The sequence below is a fragment of the Adhaeribacter aquaticus DSM 16391 genome, assembly GCF_000473365.1.
GTDB lineage: Bacteria > Bacteroidota > Bacteroidia > Cytophagales > Hymenobacteraceae > Adhaeribacter > Adhaeribacter aquaticus.
In genome coordinates, this window is sequence record NZ_KI421517.1 from 1,440,529 (window position 1) to 1,457,612 (window position 17,084).

Annotated in this window: 13 protein-coding genes; 8 read left to right on the top strand and 5 right to left on the bottom strand. The window is 41.3% G+C overall.

The genetic code is table 11. The features are described 5' to 3' along the window. Positions 1-3 precede the first annotated feature (3 nt). Entirely contained in the window at positions 4-2,718 is a 2,715-nt protein-coding gene (locus ADHAQ_RS0108360) for a PAS domain-containing protein (RefSeq protein ID WP_026462545.1), read from the bottom strand. Positions 2,719-2,856: 138 nt separating this feature from the next. On the opposite strand from ADHAQ_RS0108360, the gene ADHAQ_RS25010 reads away from it, so the two are divergent. From ADHAQ_RS25010 to ADHAQ_RS0108400, 7 genes are all read left to right on the top strand, one after another. Continuing rightward, positions 2,857-3,627 carry a DUF6503 family protein gene (locus ADHAQ_RS25010; RefSeq protein WP_245590587.1) on the top strand — a complete coding sequence of 257 codons (771 nt, stop codon included), beginning with the start codon at positions 2,857-2,859 and terminating at the stop codon, positions 3,625-3,627. Positions 3,628-3,993: 366 nt separating this feature from the next. Then, positions 3,994-4,494 (top strand): DUF305 domain-containing protein, encoded by a 501-nt coding sequence (locus ADHAQ_RS0108375; protein WP_084523791.1) that lies wholly within the window; start codon positions 3,994-3,996, stop codon positions 4,492-4,494. Positions 4,495-4,656: 162 nt separating this feature from the next. Further along, positions 4,657-5,385 carry a carbon-nitrogen hydrolase family protein gene (locus tag ADHAQ_RS0108380; RefSeq protein ID WP_026462547.1) on the top strand — a complete coding sequence of 243 codons (729 nt, stop codon included), beginning with the start codon at positions 4,657-4,659 and terminating at the stop codon, positions 5,383-5,385. A gap of 399 nt (positions 5,386-5,784) precedes the next feature. Beyond that, entirely contained in the window at positions 5,785-6,690 is a 906-nt protein-coding gene (locus tag ADHAQ_RS0108385; RefSeq protein WP_157433376.1) for a helix-turn-helix domain-containing protein, read from the top strand. Between the two features lie 127 nt (positions 6,691-6,817). Continuing rightward, positions 6,818-7,585 carry a C10 family peptidase gene (locus tag ADHAQ_RS0108390; RefSeq protein WP_026462549.1) on the top strand — a complete coding sequence of 256 codons (768 nt, stop codon included), beginning with the start codon at positions 6,818-6,820 and terminating at the stop codon, positions 7,583-7,585. Positions 7,586-7,703: 118 nt separating this feature from the next. Then, entirely contained in the window at positions 7,704-8,501 is a 798-nt protein-coding gene (locus ADHAQ_RS0108395) for an SDR family NAD(P)-dependent oxidoreductase (protein ID WP_026462550.1), read from the top strand. Positions 8,502-8,563: 62 nt separating this feature from the next. Further along, positions 8,564-9,310, top strand: a complete 747-nt coding sequence (locus tag ADHAQ_RS0108400; protein ID WP_026462551.1) for an Fpg/Nei family DNA glycosylase — start codon at positions 8,564-8,566, stop codon at positions 9,308-9,310. A 66-nt stretch (positions 9,311-9,376) separates the two neighbouring features. Here ADHAQ_RS0108400 and polA read toward each other — a convergent pair whose 3' ends face one another. The 3 genes from polA to mscL all read right to left on the bottom strand — a co-directional run bounded on the left by polA (position 9,377) and on the right by mscL (position 13,567). Continuing rightward, on the bottom strand, positions 9,377-11,998 hold the full coding sequence (gene polA / locus ADHAQ_RS27160) for a DNA polymerase I (protein ID WP_026462552.1): 2,622 nt from the start codon (positions 11,996-11,998) through the stop codon (positions 9,377-9,379). After that, complete coding sequence (gene uvsE / locus ADHAQ_RS25020; RefSeq protein ID WP_034256693.1) at positions 11,995-12,906, bottom strand: UV DNA damage repair endonuclease UvsE; 912 nt, start codon at positions 12,904-12,906, stop codon at positions 11,995-11,997. The genes polA and uvsE overlap by 4 nt, the downstream gene beginning before the upstream one ends. Positions 12,907-13,144: 238 nt before the next feature. Next, the gene (gene mscL / locus ADHAQ_RS0108415; protein ID WP_026462553.1) at positions 13,145-13,567 is read right to left on the bottom strand and encodes a large-conductance mechanosensitive channel protein MscL; all 423 of its coding nucleotides are present in this window, start codon (positions 13,565-13,567) and stop codon (positions 13,145-13,147) included. 262 nt (positions 13,568-13,829) lie between these two features. On the opposite strand from mscL, the gene ADHAQ_RS0108420 reads away from it, so the two are divergent. Beyond that, positions 13,830-15,947, top strand: a complete 2,118-nt coding sequence (locus ADHAQ_RS0108420; protein WP_245590588.1) for a sensor histidine kinase — start codon at positions 13,830-13,832, stop codon at positions 15,945-15,947. Positions 15,948-16,003: 56 nt separating this feature from the next. Here the strand turns inward: ADHAQ_RS0108420 and ADHAQ_RS0108425 are convergent, their stop codons facing one another. Further along, complete coding sequence (locus tag ADHAQ_RS0108425; RefSeq protein ID WP_026462555.1) at positions 16,004-17,044, bottom strand: LLM class flavin-dependent oxidoreductase; 1,041 nt, start codon at positions 17,042-17,044, stop codon at positions 16,004-16,006. Between the last annotated feature and the right edge of the window lie 40 nt (positions 17,045-17,084).

Below are 17,084 nucleotides of genomic sequence, written 5' to 3' on the forward strand. Positions count from 1 at the left end.
CTGCTAATTTTTCTCCTCGGTCCGAAAGTATATTTTAAAAGTTGTTCCTTTGTTTACTTCGCTTTCTACTTCTATATAACCACCTTGTTTTTCTACTAAGCGGTTTACTATATATAACCCAATACCTGAACCAGGTACATGGTTATGAAAGCGTTTAAACATTTTAAAGAGTTTTTCTTTATGGCGGGCTAAATTAATGCCTAAACCATTATCAGTCACTGTTACCAGAGTATATTGGTCTTTTAATGCTGAAGTAATAGTAATAATTGGTGTTCGTTCTGGTGAACGATACTTGATGGCATTACTTAATAAATTATAAATTATGCTTTTTAAGGTTACATGCGAAAAATATACTTCCGGAGCAGCATTAAAGTCGGTTGTTATTTGAGCGCCCGCTTCCTGAATGATATCATTGATACTAAGTTTTACTTCTTCGGTTATAGTCTGTAAACTCAAATATTTCTGAACATGATCGGTAGCTTTCTGTACTTTTACAATATCAGATAAATCCTGAATGGTGGTATTAATCTGAATTAAGGATTGCTGGAACATGGTTATCAGCTTGTCTGCATCCGGATCAGTAAAATGAGCAGAACTAATCAGCTCTGAAAATATCCTGGACATGCTAATAATAGGTAATTTCAGATCATGGGAAGCGGTGTACACAAAACTGTCCAGGTCAGCATTGGCTTTCTTTAGTTCGTCATTAGCAGAAATTAATTCTTCCTGCCAGCGTTTCTGTTCTTCTATATCGGTGCAGGTACCAAACCATTTTGTTATTTCGCCCTGGGCATTACGCATAGGTACAGCCTGACCCAAGAACCATTTATAAGTACCTTCTTTACTTTTAAACCGATATTCTATTTCGTAGAACGCCCCTGTCTGAAGTGAATGTTGCCAGCGTTGGTGGGCTCTTTCCCGGTCATCGGGGTGTAATAAGTTATTCCACATTTCTGTGCCCTGGCTAGCTTCTACGGTATACCCGGTGAAATCTATCCAGCGCTGGTTAAAATAATCATGAAATCCATTGGAATCAGTAGTCCAAATTAATTGCGGAATGGTTTCGGCCAAAAACTGGAAGCGTTCTTTTTCCTGGATCAATTCTTCTGATAGCTTCTGGGCTTCCTGCTTGGCCAGCACTTTATCCGTTACTTCAATGGCAAGAATCAATACTCCTTCTATGGCATCTTGTATGTTCCGGAAGGGCTGATAAGTAAAATCATAATAGCCTTCTGTTAAGTTGCCATTGTTTTGCCGATCTACCATTACCAGCGTTTCCCAGAAGAATAAGGGTTTGCCTGTTTCATAAACCTGCCGCATATAGCTGGTTAAGCCTTGTTCTTCTATTTCGGGCCAGGCTTTACTTAGTGGTAAACCAACGCATTCGCGGTTTCCAAACAATTTTTGGATACCAGGTGTGGCAAAGTCGATAATTTGTTCTTCCCCTTTGATCAGGCAGAAATGAGCAGGCGCCTGCCCTAATATAAGTTGTATTTTCTCATCCTGCTCTTGTAGCTTTTGGGTTAACTTTTTCTGGTCGTCGATAAACGTACAGGTGCCGGTCCAGATATCTATTTCTCCTTCGCTGTTCCTGATTGGTACGCCACGGGTCAGGAACCATTTATATTCCATTTCCGGAGCCTTTAAATACCGGTTTTCAATTTCAAAAGGTACTCCTGTTTTTAGCGCGTTTTCCCAAATAGTGATTGTTCGTTTCCGGTCATCGGGGTACATAAAATGTGCCCACTCTAGTTTATACAAATCTTCTAAAGTTACCCCAAGAAAGTTTGACCATTGTTGGTTATAGTAAGTTACTTGTCCGGCAGTATTTGCCATCCAGGACATATGAGGCATACTTTCCAACACCTGGCTCAAACGGATTGCATTATCTTTGGCTTCCAGTTCCGCTTTTTTATTGATGGTAATATCTACCATTGCGCCAATCATCCGATAACCTAGGCCATTTTCGTCGCGGAAAACCGTACCTCTATCTAAAATTTCTGCATAGGTACCATCTTTCTTTTTAAACCTATAGATGTCACTCCAAAGGCTTTGCCCGGCCGACTCAATTACCTGATGAATGCTAGCTACTACCCGCTGGGCATCTTCCGGGTGGATGCGGGAGTACCAGGATTCAATGGTTGGTTCTGTTTCCTGGGGAGCATAACCAAAACCTGTATTAAATCCATCGCTCCACCAAATGTCATTGGTTATTAAATTCCAGTCCCATACCACATCGTTTATGGTTTGGGTCATGGCTTTTATAAGTTCTTCGTTGCGTAAGGCAACTTCTTTTTTCTTCTCTTTTTCTGTAACATCCTTTACCTGGTGAATCAAAGCTATCAGTTCTCCGGAAACATCAAGAATGGGGGTGTTTACAGGTTCCCAATACCGTTCCTCAAAACCTCCGCCTAGTTCTGCCGGTTTAGGAATATCGTAGCGCTGAACAGGCATGGCTTGGGGCCTTTTGGTTTGAATAACCTGTAAAAGAGAGCGCTTTAAATTATTAACCGAATTTGTTTCTAATACATCTGGATTATCCGGAAAAACATCAAACAAGTATTGACCGATAATGGCGGAGCGTTTAGTTAAAGTAGCTTCTAAATAAGCCTCGCTTACATGCTGAATAGTAAGATCGGTATCCAGAACAAGGAATTGCCCGGGGAAGGAATTAAGTAAAAATTGCAAATCAAGGATTTTTGCAGCAGGATTAACCATGCAACTAAATAAAAGCTAAGTAAAACAGGAAGTTTTGTAGAAATAAAACTTTTGGTATACTTTTAAATAAAAAAAAGGTTACTGTCTGTTCAGGTCCTCAAATCGTTAGCAGGTACTTAAGTCCTGCTTTATAGTTCTATGCGCCACTGGTTGTATTTTTTTTTCCTGATATGTTTTTCCTTAGGATGCGGACAGAATAACTCCAGGCAGGAAGTTATTGCTTCCTCCGAAACCAATAATGAGGCTTCATCCATTATTAACAAAGCCATTGCGGTTCATGGCGGAGAGAATTTTAATCAGGTAGCCATAACTTTTAATTTTCGGGATAAACATTATACCGCCACCCGTAAAAATGGATTGTATACCTATACCCACTCTTTTTCTGATTCAACGGGGCAGGTACGAGATGTTTTAAAAAACAATAGCTTTTCCCGCTTTATTAACGGGCAAAAGATAGCGTTACCGGCCGAGCGGGTGAAAGCATTTAGTTCTTCAGTTAATTCAGTAATTTATTTTGCGTTGCTGCCTTTGGGCCTGAATGATCCGGCTGTAGAAAAAGAGCTTTTAGGTAAAGTTGTCATCAATAAAATTCCTTATTATAAAATTAAAGTTGGTTTTAGGCAGGAAGGTGGCGGCGAAGATTTTCAGGACGAGTTCCTGTACTACATTAATCAAAAGACTTTTACAATGGATTACCTGGCTTATACCTTTGCTACCGATGGCGGAGGTATTCGTTTCCGGAAGGCCATAAACCCAAAAAGAGTTGGTGGTATTTTGTTTCAGGAATATATTAATTATGAACCTAAAGCGGCCATTGATTTCTGGGAAATAGAACAAGCTTTTGAAACCGGCAGATTAACTGAACTTTCTCGTATTGAACTAAGACAAATAAAGGTTAAAGCCTTTTAGAAGTTGGTTCTTGTCTGGCCTTGCCAATAGTTACTTATTGCTTTTATTCTTCTATAGTAGCCTTTCTCTTTTAAATCAAATCTGATTTTATACCTGTTATATCTTAATGTTTGCTTCATTGAATCCAGGTTTTAACTTCTCAAAAAACAGGGCGTATACCCAAATAGCCTAGTTATTAGGTGTTGTTGATTTTAAAGAACTAAAATAATACTATGAAAAAGAGGTGAGCAGGCAGGCAGGTGTGCCTATGGCTTTTAGGGGCAACTATTTTTTTAGTGCTTGTAACCAGAATTCAAGCCAGACCGAAGCAACGCAAACCGGGGAGCATGCCGAGCATAATACGGAAGCCGGCAATCTAATAAAATTATGGACCTGATGCATGAAAACATGACGGACATGCAAAAAGTAAAAATGGTTGGTGATCCGGATACTGATTTTACCAATTTAATGGCCGCTCACCACCAAGGCGGAGTAAGCATGGCGGAAGAAGAAGAAAGCAATGGGAAAGATGCGATGTTGGTAAATATGGCTAAAAAGATACGGACAACCCAACAAGAGGAAATGGATAAACTCAGAAAGTTTGCTGATGACCACAAGAATGCTAAAGGCGACACTGCCCTTACCATGCAAATGATGCAGCCCATGAAGGTAATGATGGCCAACATGAACCATAACATGAGCGGTTCTACCGATCATCATTTTGCGGTGCTGATGAGCCAGCACCACCAGAGTGGTATAGAAATGGTGAACATTTACCTGGACCGGGCTAAAGTGCCGGAAATAAAAGCGATGGCGCAGAAAATGAAGAATGACCAGCAAAAAGAGAAGCAGGTGCTGGATAAGTGGTTACAAGAACATAAACCGTAATAATTGGTTTTGTTTTAAACTAAATCTAAGAAGGGACTCCTATAAAGAGTCCCTTCTTTATGAAAAAGCGATTACCATCTTAAAATTATTTTATAAAACCATAAAAGCGTATAGTTTTGCGTCAGCTACTAATTTTCTGGTTGTGTTTAAATTGCGGGTATTATGAGAATATGTGTTGCCCAAACCAGACCTATTAAAGGAAATATCCAACGCAATATCGAGCATCATCTAAAGCTGATAAAGCTTGCTTTGCCTCATAACGTGGATATTATTATTTTTCCTGAATTATCTATAACGGGATATGAACCAGCCTTAGCCAATGAGTTAGCAACCACTCCCGATGATCCCAGATTCAATTCCTTTCAGGAATTGAGTGATTCTAACCGGATTACTATTGGGATTGGAGTACCTACGCGACAAGACAATGGTATTGGTATAAGTTTAGTGCTTTTTACCCCTAACCGGCCTCGCGAAACTTACACTAAAAAATACTTGCACCCTGATGAAGAACCCTACTTTGTAAGCGGAAGGAATACGCTTAATTTTATTGGCGAATATCACCATACAGCGCTGGCAATTTGCTATGAAATATCGGTGCCTGAAAATGCCGAAACTGCTTTTAAACAAGGCGCAACTATTTATTTGGCTAGTGTAGCAAAATCAGTTTCTGGTATGGCTAAAGCACAGGAAAGATTAGCAGAAATTTCCAGAAAATACGCCATGACAGTAGCAGTAGCTAATTGTGTTGGTTACTGTGATAACGTTCATTGTGGTGGGGAAACAGCTATCTGGAGTAACAATGGTTTACTGAAGGGGCAGTTAAACGATGCCTCTGAAGGATTATTAATCTTTGATATAGATACTCAGGAAGTAATTGAAAAATTATTATAAATTAGGTGGTGCTATCTGAGTTTTTATGGGAGGTACAAAATTATTTTTTCATCTAAAACAGCTGGTTATAAATTGCCCCTCAATTTTTCTCCTTTTGAAGTACTTCTTCTCATTGGTATTACCCAAGGTTTTTTAATAGCTGGTTCTATATGGCTGAACCAGCATAAAAGTGTAAGTAAGCTTTTGTTGTCCGGAATACTAGTCGTTTTTAATTTTTTATGCATCAAAATTCTTATCCATACCACCGGACTGTGGAACACACCGTACTTTCGCTACCTGCCTTTGGCGTTCGAGCTTGCCATACAGCCCCTTATTTGGTTGTACATAGCCTCTTTAACGAAACCAAATTTTAAGCTCCATAAGAGATACCTGCTACATTTTGTTCCTTGTGTTATTTCCTTGGCTTATTCAGTTGCCGTTTACCTGGCTACCATATCCCGGGTAGCATTAGAAGCTAAAGACGCTATTGCCAATAGCTTTTATTTTAACCCGGTAAAGGAAGTAGAGGATTACCTTTCGGTTGTTTCTGCTGTAATATATTGGATGGCGGGTTCCCGGCTTGTTCTGCAGTATAGGCGTTGGCTTTATGCCAATATTTCTCAAACAGATTACCCTACCTATGCCTGGTTAAGAAATATAATGCTTCTAATGGGTGTGCTCATTATAGGATTAACGGTAGCGGTTACCCTGGATTATCTCTTCCATTTTGGAGCCCTGTATTTTATACATTGGCAGATATTTTTTGTCTATATGGCTATGCTGGTCTATTATCTTGGATTTAAAGGGGCTCAGATACCAGATAAAAAATTTGCTTTTATCCAAATAGGCGATGAATCAGAAAAGAAACCTGAGCCATTCTTTCAGGAGATAGATGGAGGTCAGGAGGTTGGCTTACAGGAAACAACAATAGCCTCAATCAGCCAAACAGAAGAAGAGTTAAAGCTATCCGAAGAGAAAAAGCAGCAGGTAAAAGAAGCTATCCGGAAGGCCCTGGAAACAGACGAAATGTACCTGGACCCAGAGCTGAATTTACAAAAGCTGGCAAAAGCAGTGCAGACAAGTCCGGCAATAGTATCTGCGGTTATCAATAACAGTTTTCAGAAAAGCTTTCGGAATTTGATTAATGAATACCGGGTAGAGAAGGTGAAGCAGCGATTAACAGAGCCGGCCTCCAATCAGTTTTCTATTCTGGGCATTGCCTATGAATGTGGCTTTAATTCTGAGGCGAGTTTCTACCGGATATTTAAAGCAACGGTGGGTATTTCGCCTAAAGAGTATATAAACCAGTTTCGCTCTCTCCAATAGAACACTTAAATCCTATTGTCCGACTCTCAAAAAGTCTAAATAATTAAATATTTGCTCTCAAAACATATTTTGAGAATAAAAAGGCATTTTGTTTCTCTTGTTTTGCTCAAAATAAACGAAGAGAAAAATGAAAATTATTTTTGTTTCCCTGATTTTGCTATTGGTCTTATTCGTTACTGTTTCGGCCTCATTCCCTTTTTTACCTAATTATAATTCTTGTGTAGCAGAAGATGGAGGCTTACTAAAAACCCAATGGAAGCAAATGGGCGGCTTCGAAAAATTTACACCCGATAAATTAAGACTTGGTTGTTGGAGTACTGCCCTGGCACAAATTGTTTATTACCATCAGTTAAAGCCATTTGGGCAAGTGCAATATATCTCCCGGCAAGGATATAAAATAAACCAAAAGTTAGACAGTTTGCCATTCAATTTTAAACTCTTTAGCGCCTCTATTGATTCGAATACAACTGAAGAAGCGGCGAACGAAATGGCAAGGTATAATTACTATGCGGCGTTGGTTGTTCAGAAAGATTTTGGCACCGACCGGTACATGAATAAATTAGCACCGGCCAGGTTATTTGAAAAACACTTTAATGTAAAGGCTGAACGCTTTATTTCTTTTCATCAAATTGCGCCCTATACCTTAGGTAAACTGGAGAAAGTAATTTATAACGAATTGAATGAAAAACGACCGGTTTTCCTGCACTTTGCCAACTTGAAAGACTTTGGTCACTCGCTGGTTATTGATGGCTATTGTTATAAAGACGGCGTTTTTATGGTACATACCAACCAGGGCCAGGGCGGACCAACGGATGGCTGGTATAATTTTTACAAAGGTATTCTCAGACCTGATGATAATGCTTTACGGGTGGTATATACTTTTAAACCCCAATAAATACCAAGTGCCAGCGCTGAATTATAATTAGAGATAGCTATAAAGGTTTAAATCCCGTAAATGGGGTACAGTAAAATTTTAGTAACCATTACTTTTTAGGTAAATACTAAATACCTGTATGCCATCACCAACAGAAACAACGCTTTTAACAGGCAAACGAATTTTAATAACAGGCGCCTCAACGGGCTTAGGTTTTGCTATGGCCAAAGCACTGGCTACGGCAGGGGCATCAGTTTTAGTAACTGGTCGCTCTAGAGAAAAGTTAGGTAGGGCTATCCAAAAATTGAGTGGTCTGGGCGGAGAGGTGTATGGCCTACAAATGGATGTCCGGCAGGAAGACTCTATTGCCAAGGCATTGGATTGGGTAAAGGATAAGTGGGGTACGCTGGACATGCTGGTAAACAATGCCGGCATAGGTATGCGCACAGTAAACCCATCTTTTCTTTCCGATCCCAAACCTTTTTATGTGGTAACAGCCGCCGGTTTCCGCGATTTAATTGAGACTAACCTGACCGGGTACTTTTTAGTAGCCAAGGCTTTTGTGTCGTTGTTTATAGAGCAGGGCAAAGGTAAGATTGTTAACATATCTATGAACCAGGAAACCATGAACCGCAAGGGCTTTGTGCCCTACGGCCCTTCCCGGGCCGGAGCAGAATCGCTGTCTTGTATTATGGCCGAAGATTTAAAGGAACACCACATTGATGTGAATATATTATTACCCGGGGGCGCTACCGAGACTGAGATGATACCGGAAGCTTATAAAAAACATTTTAGGGAAAGCGGCTATTTGCTTAGCCCGGATATTATGGGCGACCCGATTTTATTCCTGGCCTCCGACGAAAGCAACGGCATTACAAACCAGCGAATTGTAGCCAAAGAATTTGATACCTGGAAACAGCAGCATAAAGCAGAGTAACCTTTTATAAAAGATTAGCCGCTAATAAGTTTTAAACCAGAAAACTACAGACTAGATACCCTATGCCGGAAGGACCCGAAATGGTTTTCCTGAAAGAGCAAGCCGCGCAATTTATTGGTTGCTCTATTATTAGCGCAACTGGTCAGGCACCGCATCTGCCTTTTCAGGAACTTCCGGAACAAACATTAAATAATATCAGAACGTTTGGGAAAGAAATATTCTTTTGCTTCTCCGACCTCACCATTCGTATTCATCTAATGCTCTTCGGGAAGTACAGCATAAACGGAGAATTGAACCGAGAACTGCGATTGGGATTAGAGTTTGAAACCGGTACTATTAACTTTTATGCTTGTGATTGCCGCATTATTTCCCAGCCATTAAATGATGTGTATGATTGGAGTTCAGATGTCATGCAAAAATCTTTTAATCCTGAAAAAGCATTAGAGAAGCTATACAAAGAACCAAAGAAGTTAATTTGTGAGGCTTTACTGGATCAGGCTATTCTGGCCGGGGTGGGTAATGGCATTAAAAATGAAGTTTTGTATCAAAGGCAAATTCATCCGGAAAGCCAGGTGGGAGAGATTCCACCGGAAGAAGTAAGAAAACTAATTAATGCGTGTGTAACATTCAGTGCCCAATACCTTCGTTGGTTGCAGGAAGGGAATAGAAATGAGCACTGGCAAGTGTATAGGCAGAAAGTTTGCCCCCGGGACCAGATTCCATTACGTAAGGAGAAAATTGGAAAGGGAGGGCGGTCTTGCTACTTCTGTGATAAGTGCCAGCAGTTATACCACATAAATACTCTTTAAGAAATATTATAGGCAGCTAACTGCTGGTGGAAACCTTAAAAAATTCATAGTTTAAGTTGCAGTAATTTAATCCCGCAAAACTTTATAATCCTCTTGGTCTAACCAATTTTTACCAACCGTTACTTCCACTTTTAAAGGTACTAATAAATCGGCCTTGCTTTCCATAATACGGGTTACTTCCGGAATTAAAAAGTCCAGTTCAGTATCGGCGGCATCAAATACCAGCTCGTCATGTACCTGCAAAATTAACCTTGATCTTAATTTATGTTGTAAAAGGAACTGGTCTATTAATACCATCGCTTCTTTTATGATATCTGCGGCCAAGCCTTGTAATGGTGCATTTACGGCCATGCGTTCGGCCACTTTCCGGGTGGTGCCGTTGCGGGAATCAATACCTTCAATGTAGCGAATGCGGCCGTACCGCGTTCGGGTAAAACCTTTTTCCCGGGTTTCGGCTAAAGATTTCTCCAGGTATTTCTGTATGGAAGAGAACTCCTGGAAATAAGCTTCTATCACTTGCTTTGCTTCTTTTTGCGATATTTTTAAACGATTAGAAAGTCCCCAGGGGGTAATGCCATAAGCAATTCCGAAGTTCACGCCTTTGGCTTTGCTGCGCATATCTTTAGTAACCTGGTCTTCGGCAACCTTAAAAATGCGGCTGGCAGTGGTAGTATGAATATCTTTCCCGGCCCGGAAGGATTCAATCATAACCGGATCTTCACTTAAAGCAGCCAATAACCGGAGTTCTACCTGGTTGTAATCAATACTGACAATACTAAAATCCGGATTAGAAGGTACAATGGCTTTCCGTACTTCGCGCCCGGCCTCGTTGCGGATGGGTAGGTTTTGCAGGTTAGGATCGGTGCAGCTTAACCTACCGGTACCAGCTACTATTTGCTGAAATGTAGGATGAATTTTGCCGGTAGTTGGGTTTATATACCTGGGAAGTGCCTCTACATAATTAGTAATAATCTTGTTTAGTTTCCGATAATTCAGCAAATCGGCTACAAACGGGTATTTGGGTGCCAGGTCTATTAAAAATGGTTCGGCAGTGGATATTTGTCCGGTTTTAGTTTTCTTTAGCTCCGCCGGATCCGCAATTTGTTGCAGTATCTCGGCCGTTTTAGATGGAGAGTTAAGATTGAATTTGGTTCCGGCAGTTTGATGTAGTTGTTGTTCCAGGTTGTGCAGCTGTTGGGTTAAAGCCTCACTAATGTAAGTTAAAGCTTCGGTATCTATTCGTATTCCTTGCAGTTCCATTCGGGCAATAACCGCCTCCAGGGGTAGCTCTACTTCCCGTAATAAACTGTCTAATTCCATCTCCTCAATTTTGCTCATAATGGTTTTATGAGCTTTTGGTAAAGCAGGCAAATAATTTAAGTCATAGAAGGAATCACTAATCTTAAACTCCGCTAGCTGGTACTTATCCCGGATATACGTCCATTCTATTTTGGCGTCTGGTTCCAATAAATAAGCGGCTAAGATTAAATCTGTCCATTGACTGCTTAAGGTAAGGTTTAATTCATTTATTTTTTTTAGTAAAGGCTTTAATTGCCAGCCTGTTTTGGTTATAGCCTCCTGATCCAGAAAACTGATCAACTGATGCCATTCCGATTCTTGTACAAGGTTTATTTCATAAATAGCGTTTTCCCCATCGGCCATTGCGTATAAAGAATCGGGATGATTTTCAAGGAAACCTACCGCCACCTCTTTAGCTGTTTGTAATTGCTGTATGGCTTTTGCTGCATTTACCTGATTAAGTGAAACCGTAGGTGCCTCGGTTTGGGAGTTGTTGCTGCCATCCGAGGAGATAAGGCCTTGCCGGGTCAGTCGTTCCTTTATTTTAGAAAACTGAAGTTCATTTAATAGAGGCAATAATTTACTTTCGTCGGGTTGATGTGTTATAACATCCTCCCAATTAATAGTAACATCTAACTCACCGGTTAAAAGAGCTAAGAATTTATTTTCTTCTAACTGCTCCCGAAACGTCTGAATAGCTTCTTTAACCTTGGTTTGTTTTATGGTATCAGCTTTGGCTATTAGTTCTTCTACAGAATGGTATTCTTCCAGCAGGGAGGCTGCGGTTTTGTCGCCAATGCCCTTGATGCCCGGAATATTATCTACGCTATCTCCTCTTAAAGCTAAGTAATCGGCAATCTGGTGCGGCTCTACCCCGTATTTATTTTTTACGCCAACCGCATCCAAAGTCTCCATGGCCGCACCCTTATAGGCTGGCCGGAAAAGAAAAATATCACTGGTTACCAATTGCGCAAAATCTTTATCCGGACTTACTATATAAACCGAGTAGCCCAGGCTGGCACCTTGCTTAGCCATGGCCGCAATCACATCGTCGGCTTCGTAGCCTTCTTCTTTCATTACCGGGATTTGCAGGGCTTCTAGTAACCGCATGGCGTAAGGAAAAGCATCGTAAATTTCTGAAGGCATTTTCTCCCGATTAGCTTTATAGGTAGAGGCAACTTCTACCCGGCCTTTGGCCCGGGAATCAAGGGCGGCCGCAATGGCATCTGGCTTTTCTTCAGTTATAACCTGCAAAATATAGTTAAAAAATACCAGCGGCGTTCGGGTATCAATACCGGTAGTGGTACCAAACTTTTTCCCCATGGTAGCAAAATGTGCCCGGTACAACAACGGCATTACATCGAGCAGGAAGAGTTTTTTATCTTTCATAGTTGCGGTAATTTATAATCTGCCAGGTATTTGGCTACAGCAAGTTCTTTGGCTTTAGCTTCAAACATGATATCAATGTCTTGCCCGTAGGTATTTACCTCTTCATGTAAGTAATCGGCATGCGCGGTTGGTACAGCAGCCGGATCCTCGTACTTCTTTTTAGAGCTGGAAAAATGAATAACCGGGGTTGTTCCGGTTGGCCAGGTGCTGATGGCGGCCAGCAATGCTTCCTGCTCACTTAAACCACCTGTACAAAACTGGTGATGGAAATAATCGAAAGTAATAGGAATGTTAGTTTGCCCGTGCAGCCACAATAAATCCTTTACGCTAAACATGTTGGCCTTGTCATCATTTTCTACAGCCAGCCTTTTTCGGACGTTGTCGGGTAAGCTCATGTATTTTTCAGCAAATCGGGCTAAAGCCGATACTTTATCCCCAAAGGCCCCGCCCACGTGTATGTTTATTTTGGCATAAGGTGTTTGCGGCAGGTTCAGCAAATCCATCACGGTGGCGTGCTGATTTAACTCGTGTAAGGTTTTGGTTAATACCTGTTCAGAATTGGCGGCCAGCACATTAAAAGGTCCCGGATGATAAGTAAGCCGGAGCCCATTCTTAGTTGCTTTTTCGCCGCAGCGGGCTAATACTTCTTTTATCGCTTCGTAGTCTGGCATATCCTCAATCCGGTATTGGCTCATCCAGGGCACCATATCTGAGCTCATCCGGAAAAACAAGATCTTATTCTGAATATTCCAGTCGATTATTTTTTCGAAATCTATAAAATTAGCTAAAGCCAGACTGGAAGCATATGTAATGCCTTTTTCCAGAAAGGTTCTTTTCATCATGGAGCGGTTTACCTGAACTTTCTGGGCCGCCAATGTTAAATTAATAGATGCATACCCAACGCGCATAAGTAATTCTGATTTAATTAAACCTAAAGGAGTTGTGGGCTTCAGGTTTATATCTGTTTAAATAACTTACGCAGAACAGATAATTAAGGGAATTCATCTTACGGGTATAGGGCTGGAAAATCCCATTAAAATGAAAAGAGCGTATGCAGAAATACGAACCAACATACTTTTCAATACACTCAAAAAGAAGGTTGATCTGACTGGTTACTTTTCTTTTCCTGATGTAAATTTTTACTTATCAGAGTTGTTTTCGTTCCCGCAGCAAATCCCGGATCTCGGTTAATAGCAGTTCTTCTTTTGTAGGAGTGGGAGTGGCGGGGGCCGCTTCTTCTTTCCGCTTTAAGCTGTTTATGCTTTTTACCAAAGCAAAAATAGAAATGCCAATAATCAGAAAATTAACTACAGTCTGAATAAAATTACCATAATTAAGAGAGGCTCCTGCTTTTACAACTTTCCCGTTTTCTATAATGGGATCAGTTAGCTGTATTTTTAAATCGGTAAAATCTACTCCGCCTGTTGCTACACCAATAGGTGGCATTAGAATATCATTTACTAATGACGTAACAATAGAACCAAAGGCGGCTCCTATCACTACTGCTACTGCTAAATCTATAACATTGCCCTTAACAGCAAATTGTTTAAATTCGGAAACGGTACGCATATTCTTTTAATTTTAGGTGATTAGTTTTAATGCTGCGTCTTTATATAAAAAGTATGGGGATAAGGTTTGGGAATTAGCAAAGTTTATTGTAATTGGAGGAGGTTAAAAATATTTATGAAAGTAGAAGTTCTTTTGTGTCGTGTTGAAGGATATATTCTTTTATATGTTCAAAGCACTAACACTAAAGTTTTTTGGTCGTAATGTAAAAAAGTTTCTAATCTTTTCGATTAAAACAAAACCAACCTTTTTCCAATTCTATTAAATGCACCAGGAAATTAATAATGTTACTGGCAACAATGTAGTGAACATATTTCAAGGCGGGGGGGAAATGGGAGCCCTCATGCGCGATTATAATTGGGATAACCATCCGTTAGGGAACCCTGCTAATTGGCCGGGAAGCCTAAAAAATAACATTAGACTGTTACTTAACTCCGGATTTCCAATGTTTTTATGGTGGTCTGAGGAGTTATTCATGTTTCATAATGACGCTTATTTACCGGCCTTGGGCAATAAACATCCGGAAGCCTTAGGTGCCCGCGCCCGGGAAATGTGGTCAGAAATTTGGAAGGAAGTAGGAGTAGTAGTGGAGAATATTCTGCAAGGGGGAAAACCATTTTATGCGGAAGCGCTTCCTTTGTATCTGGAGCGAAAGGGATTTCTGGAAGAAACCTACTGGACGTTTTCCTACAGCCCTGCGTTTGAGAATAATGGTTTGGTAAACGGAATTTTTTGTGCCTGCGACGAAGTAACCGGTATGGTGCAGGGGGCCAGGCGCCTGAAATCGCTGAAAGATGTTTCGGAGGGGGTTACAACGGTACAAACCCTGGAGCAAGTAGGCCAGTTAACGTGCGACCTGCTTTACCAGAATAATAATGATTTACCGTTTTGCCTGATTTACTTACTTAATAATACGGCCACTACAGCCACTTTAATGGGCAAGGCGGGGCCTATTTCGGAAAAAGCTGCCCCGCTGGCCATAGATATGACTGATGCTGAAGTGCCCTGGATGCTCCATCAGGTGGAGGCGACCAGGCAAGCCGTTGTATTAGATTGTTCCAGTTTAAAGATATCTAGTGGGCAGGGGCAGGTATTGCCTGATGTAGTGCAACAGGCAACTGTATTACCAATTATGCGCCCGGGGCAAAACAAAATAATTGGATTCTTTATCTCTGGCATAAGCCCTTTACTTGAATATAAGGATGATTACAGGGGTTACCATTCCTTGATTGTGGGTCAGATTGCTAACTCAATTTCCAGTGTACAGGCAAGAGAAGCGCTTACCCGCCAGCAGCAATACCTGAAGGAAATATTTGAACAGGCACCGGTAGGTATAGCTATTGTTAGGGGCCCGGAGCATATAATAGACCTTGCTAATCCGACGGTTTGTGAGATTTGGCGCAGAAAGCCGGAAGAAGTTATGGGAAAACCAGTAAAAGAAGCACTTCCGGAAGTAGTGGATCAGGGAATAATTCAGTTGTTGGATACAGTAGTAAATACCGGTGTACCCTTTAAAGCAAGTGAATTACCTTTAAATTTTGAGCGGAATGGGGTATTCGAGAAATCATATCTGAATTTTATTTACCACCCCATGCGCGATACCCAGGGTTTTATTACCGGAGTTATTGCGGTAGCAATAGATATTACCGAGCAGGTTAAGTTCCGGCAATCTGTAGAGGCACTTAATGAGGAATTACTTGCTACCAATGCCGATCTGGATAATTTTGTTTATTCTGCTTCGCATGATTTAAAAACTCCTATTTTAAACATAGAAGGTTTAATGACGGCCCTGATAGAGGAAATGCCATCGGAAGCGTTGCACAACGAAGGCATCCGGCACATCATACAATTAATAGAAGGTGCCATTAACCGATTTAGAAAAACTGTTTTAGATCTTTCGGAAGTTGCTAAAATACAGCGGCAGGATGAGGCCGATCTAACTTACGTAAATTTAGCCGCAGTTGTAGCCGAAGTGCGGCTTGATCTGGAAGCTCAGATACAGGAAGCGAATGCCCAAATTCAAACAGCATTAGTTCCGGATATCACCATTCAATTTTCTGCTAAGAATATCAGAAGTATTATTTACAATCTGCTTAGCAACGCCCTTAAATACCGATCACCAGACCGGCAGCCAGTTATTCAGATTTCCTCGGAGATTACTCCTACCCATGTAATACTGTCTGTAACAGATAATGGCCTGGGATTTAAAGTAGCGGATGAAGATAAAATATTCTCTATGTTTAAACGCCTGCACGACCACGTAGAAGGTACCGGTATAGGCTTATATATTGTGAAAAGAATCGTACAAAATGCGGGCGGATATATAAAGGTAGAAAGCCAGGTGGGGGTTGGTTCTACCTTTAACATTTTCTTTAAAAAATAACCCTTTCAGCAGGCCTGGAATTATACAGTTATTAACCCAAGCCTGCTGTTGAAGGGTTAGCCTTGTTTTGCAATGGCTTTTCTTACGGCTGGTGCTACTACCGTACCTAATAATTCAATAGCCCGCATAACTTGTGCGTGCGGCAAAGTGCCTACGCTAATATGTAATAAGTAACGGGTAAGGCCAAACAACTCATATTCCCAAAGTATCTTTTCAGTTACCTGTTGCGGACTTCCTACTAATAAAGACCCTTCTGGTCCGCGCATCATTTCATATTGGGCACGGTTCATCGGCGACCAACCCCGCTCCCGACCCAGTTGGCTCATCACATAAGCATAAGGACCATAATACTCGTCGGCTGCTTTTTGCGAATCATCCGCAATATACCCATGCGAATGAACCGCTAACTGCATTTTAGCCGGATCGTGCCCTGCCCGCAGGTAAGTTTCTTTGTAAAGATCCGTAAACGGCACAAAACGTTCGGGGGAACCCCCAATAATGGCTAGTGCCATAGGTAACCCATAGTTTGCTGCCCGCACTACTGATTCCGGTGTGCCGCCTACGGCTACCCAGATAGGTAATTCTGGCTGGTAAGGCCGCGGATAAACCCCCCGGTTATCAATCGCCGTACGGTGTTTCCCTTGCCAGCTTATTTTTTCACTTTTATTTAGCTTGATAAGTAAATCCAGTTTCTCGGCAAAAAGAGCATTATAATCTTTCAAGTCGTTCCCAAACAGAGGGTAAGATTCAATAAAAGAACCGCGACCAGCCATAATTTCGGCGCGGCCCTGCGAAAGTAAATCTACATGAGCAAAATCCTGGAAAACCCGCACCGGGTCGTCAGAGCTAAGTACGGTTACCGCACTGGAAAGCTTAATTTGTTTGGTTTTCACGGCTGCGGCAGCCAATACCACTGCCGGCGACGATACAATAAAATCGGGCCGGTGGTGCTCACCAATAGCAAATACATCTAACCCGAGTTGGTCTGATAACTCAATCTCTTCCATCAGGTTCATCATCCGTTCCTGCGGAGAACGTAGTTTGCCTGTGGCCGGGTCAGGCGTGTTTTCAACGAAGGTGCTTATTCCTATTTCCATAATTAAATGTAGCTACAGCTATTTGTAAAACAAAAGAAAG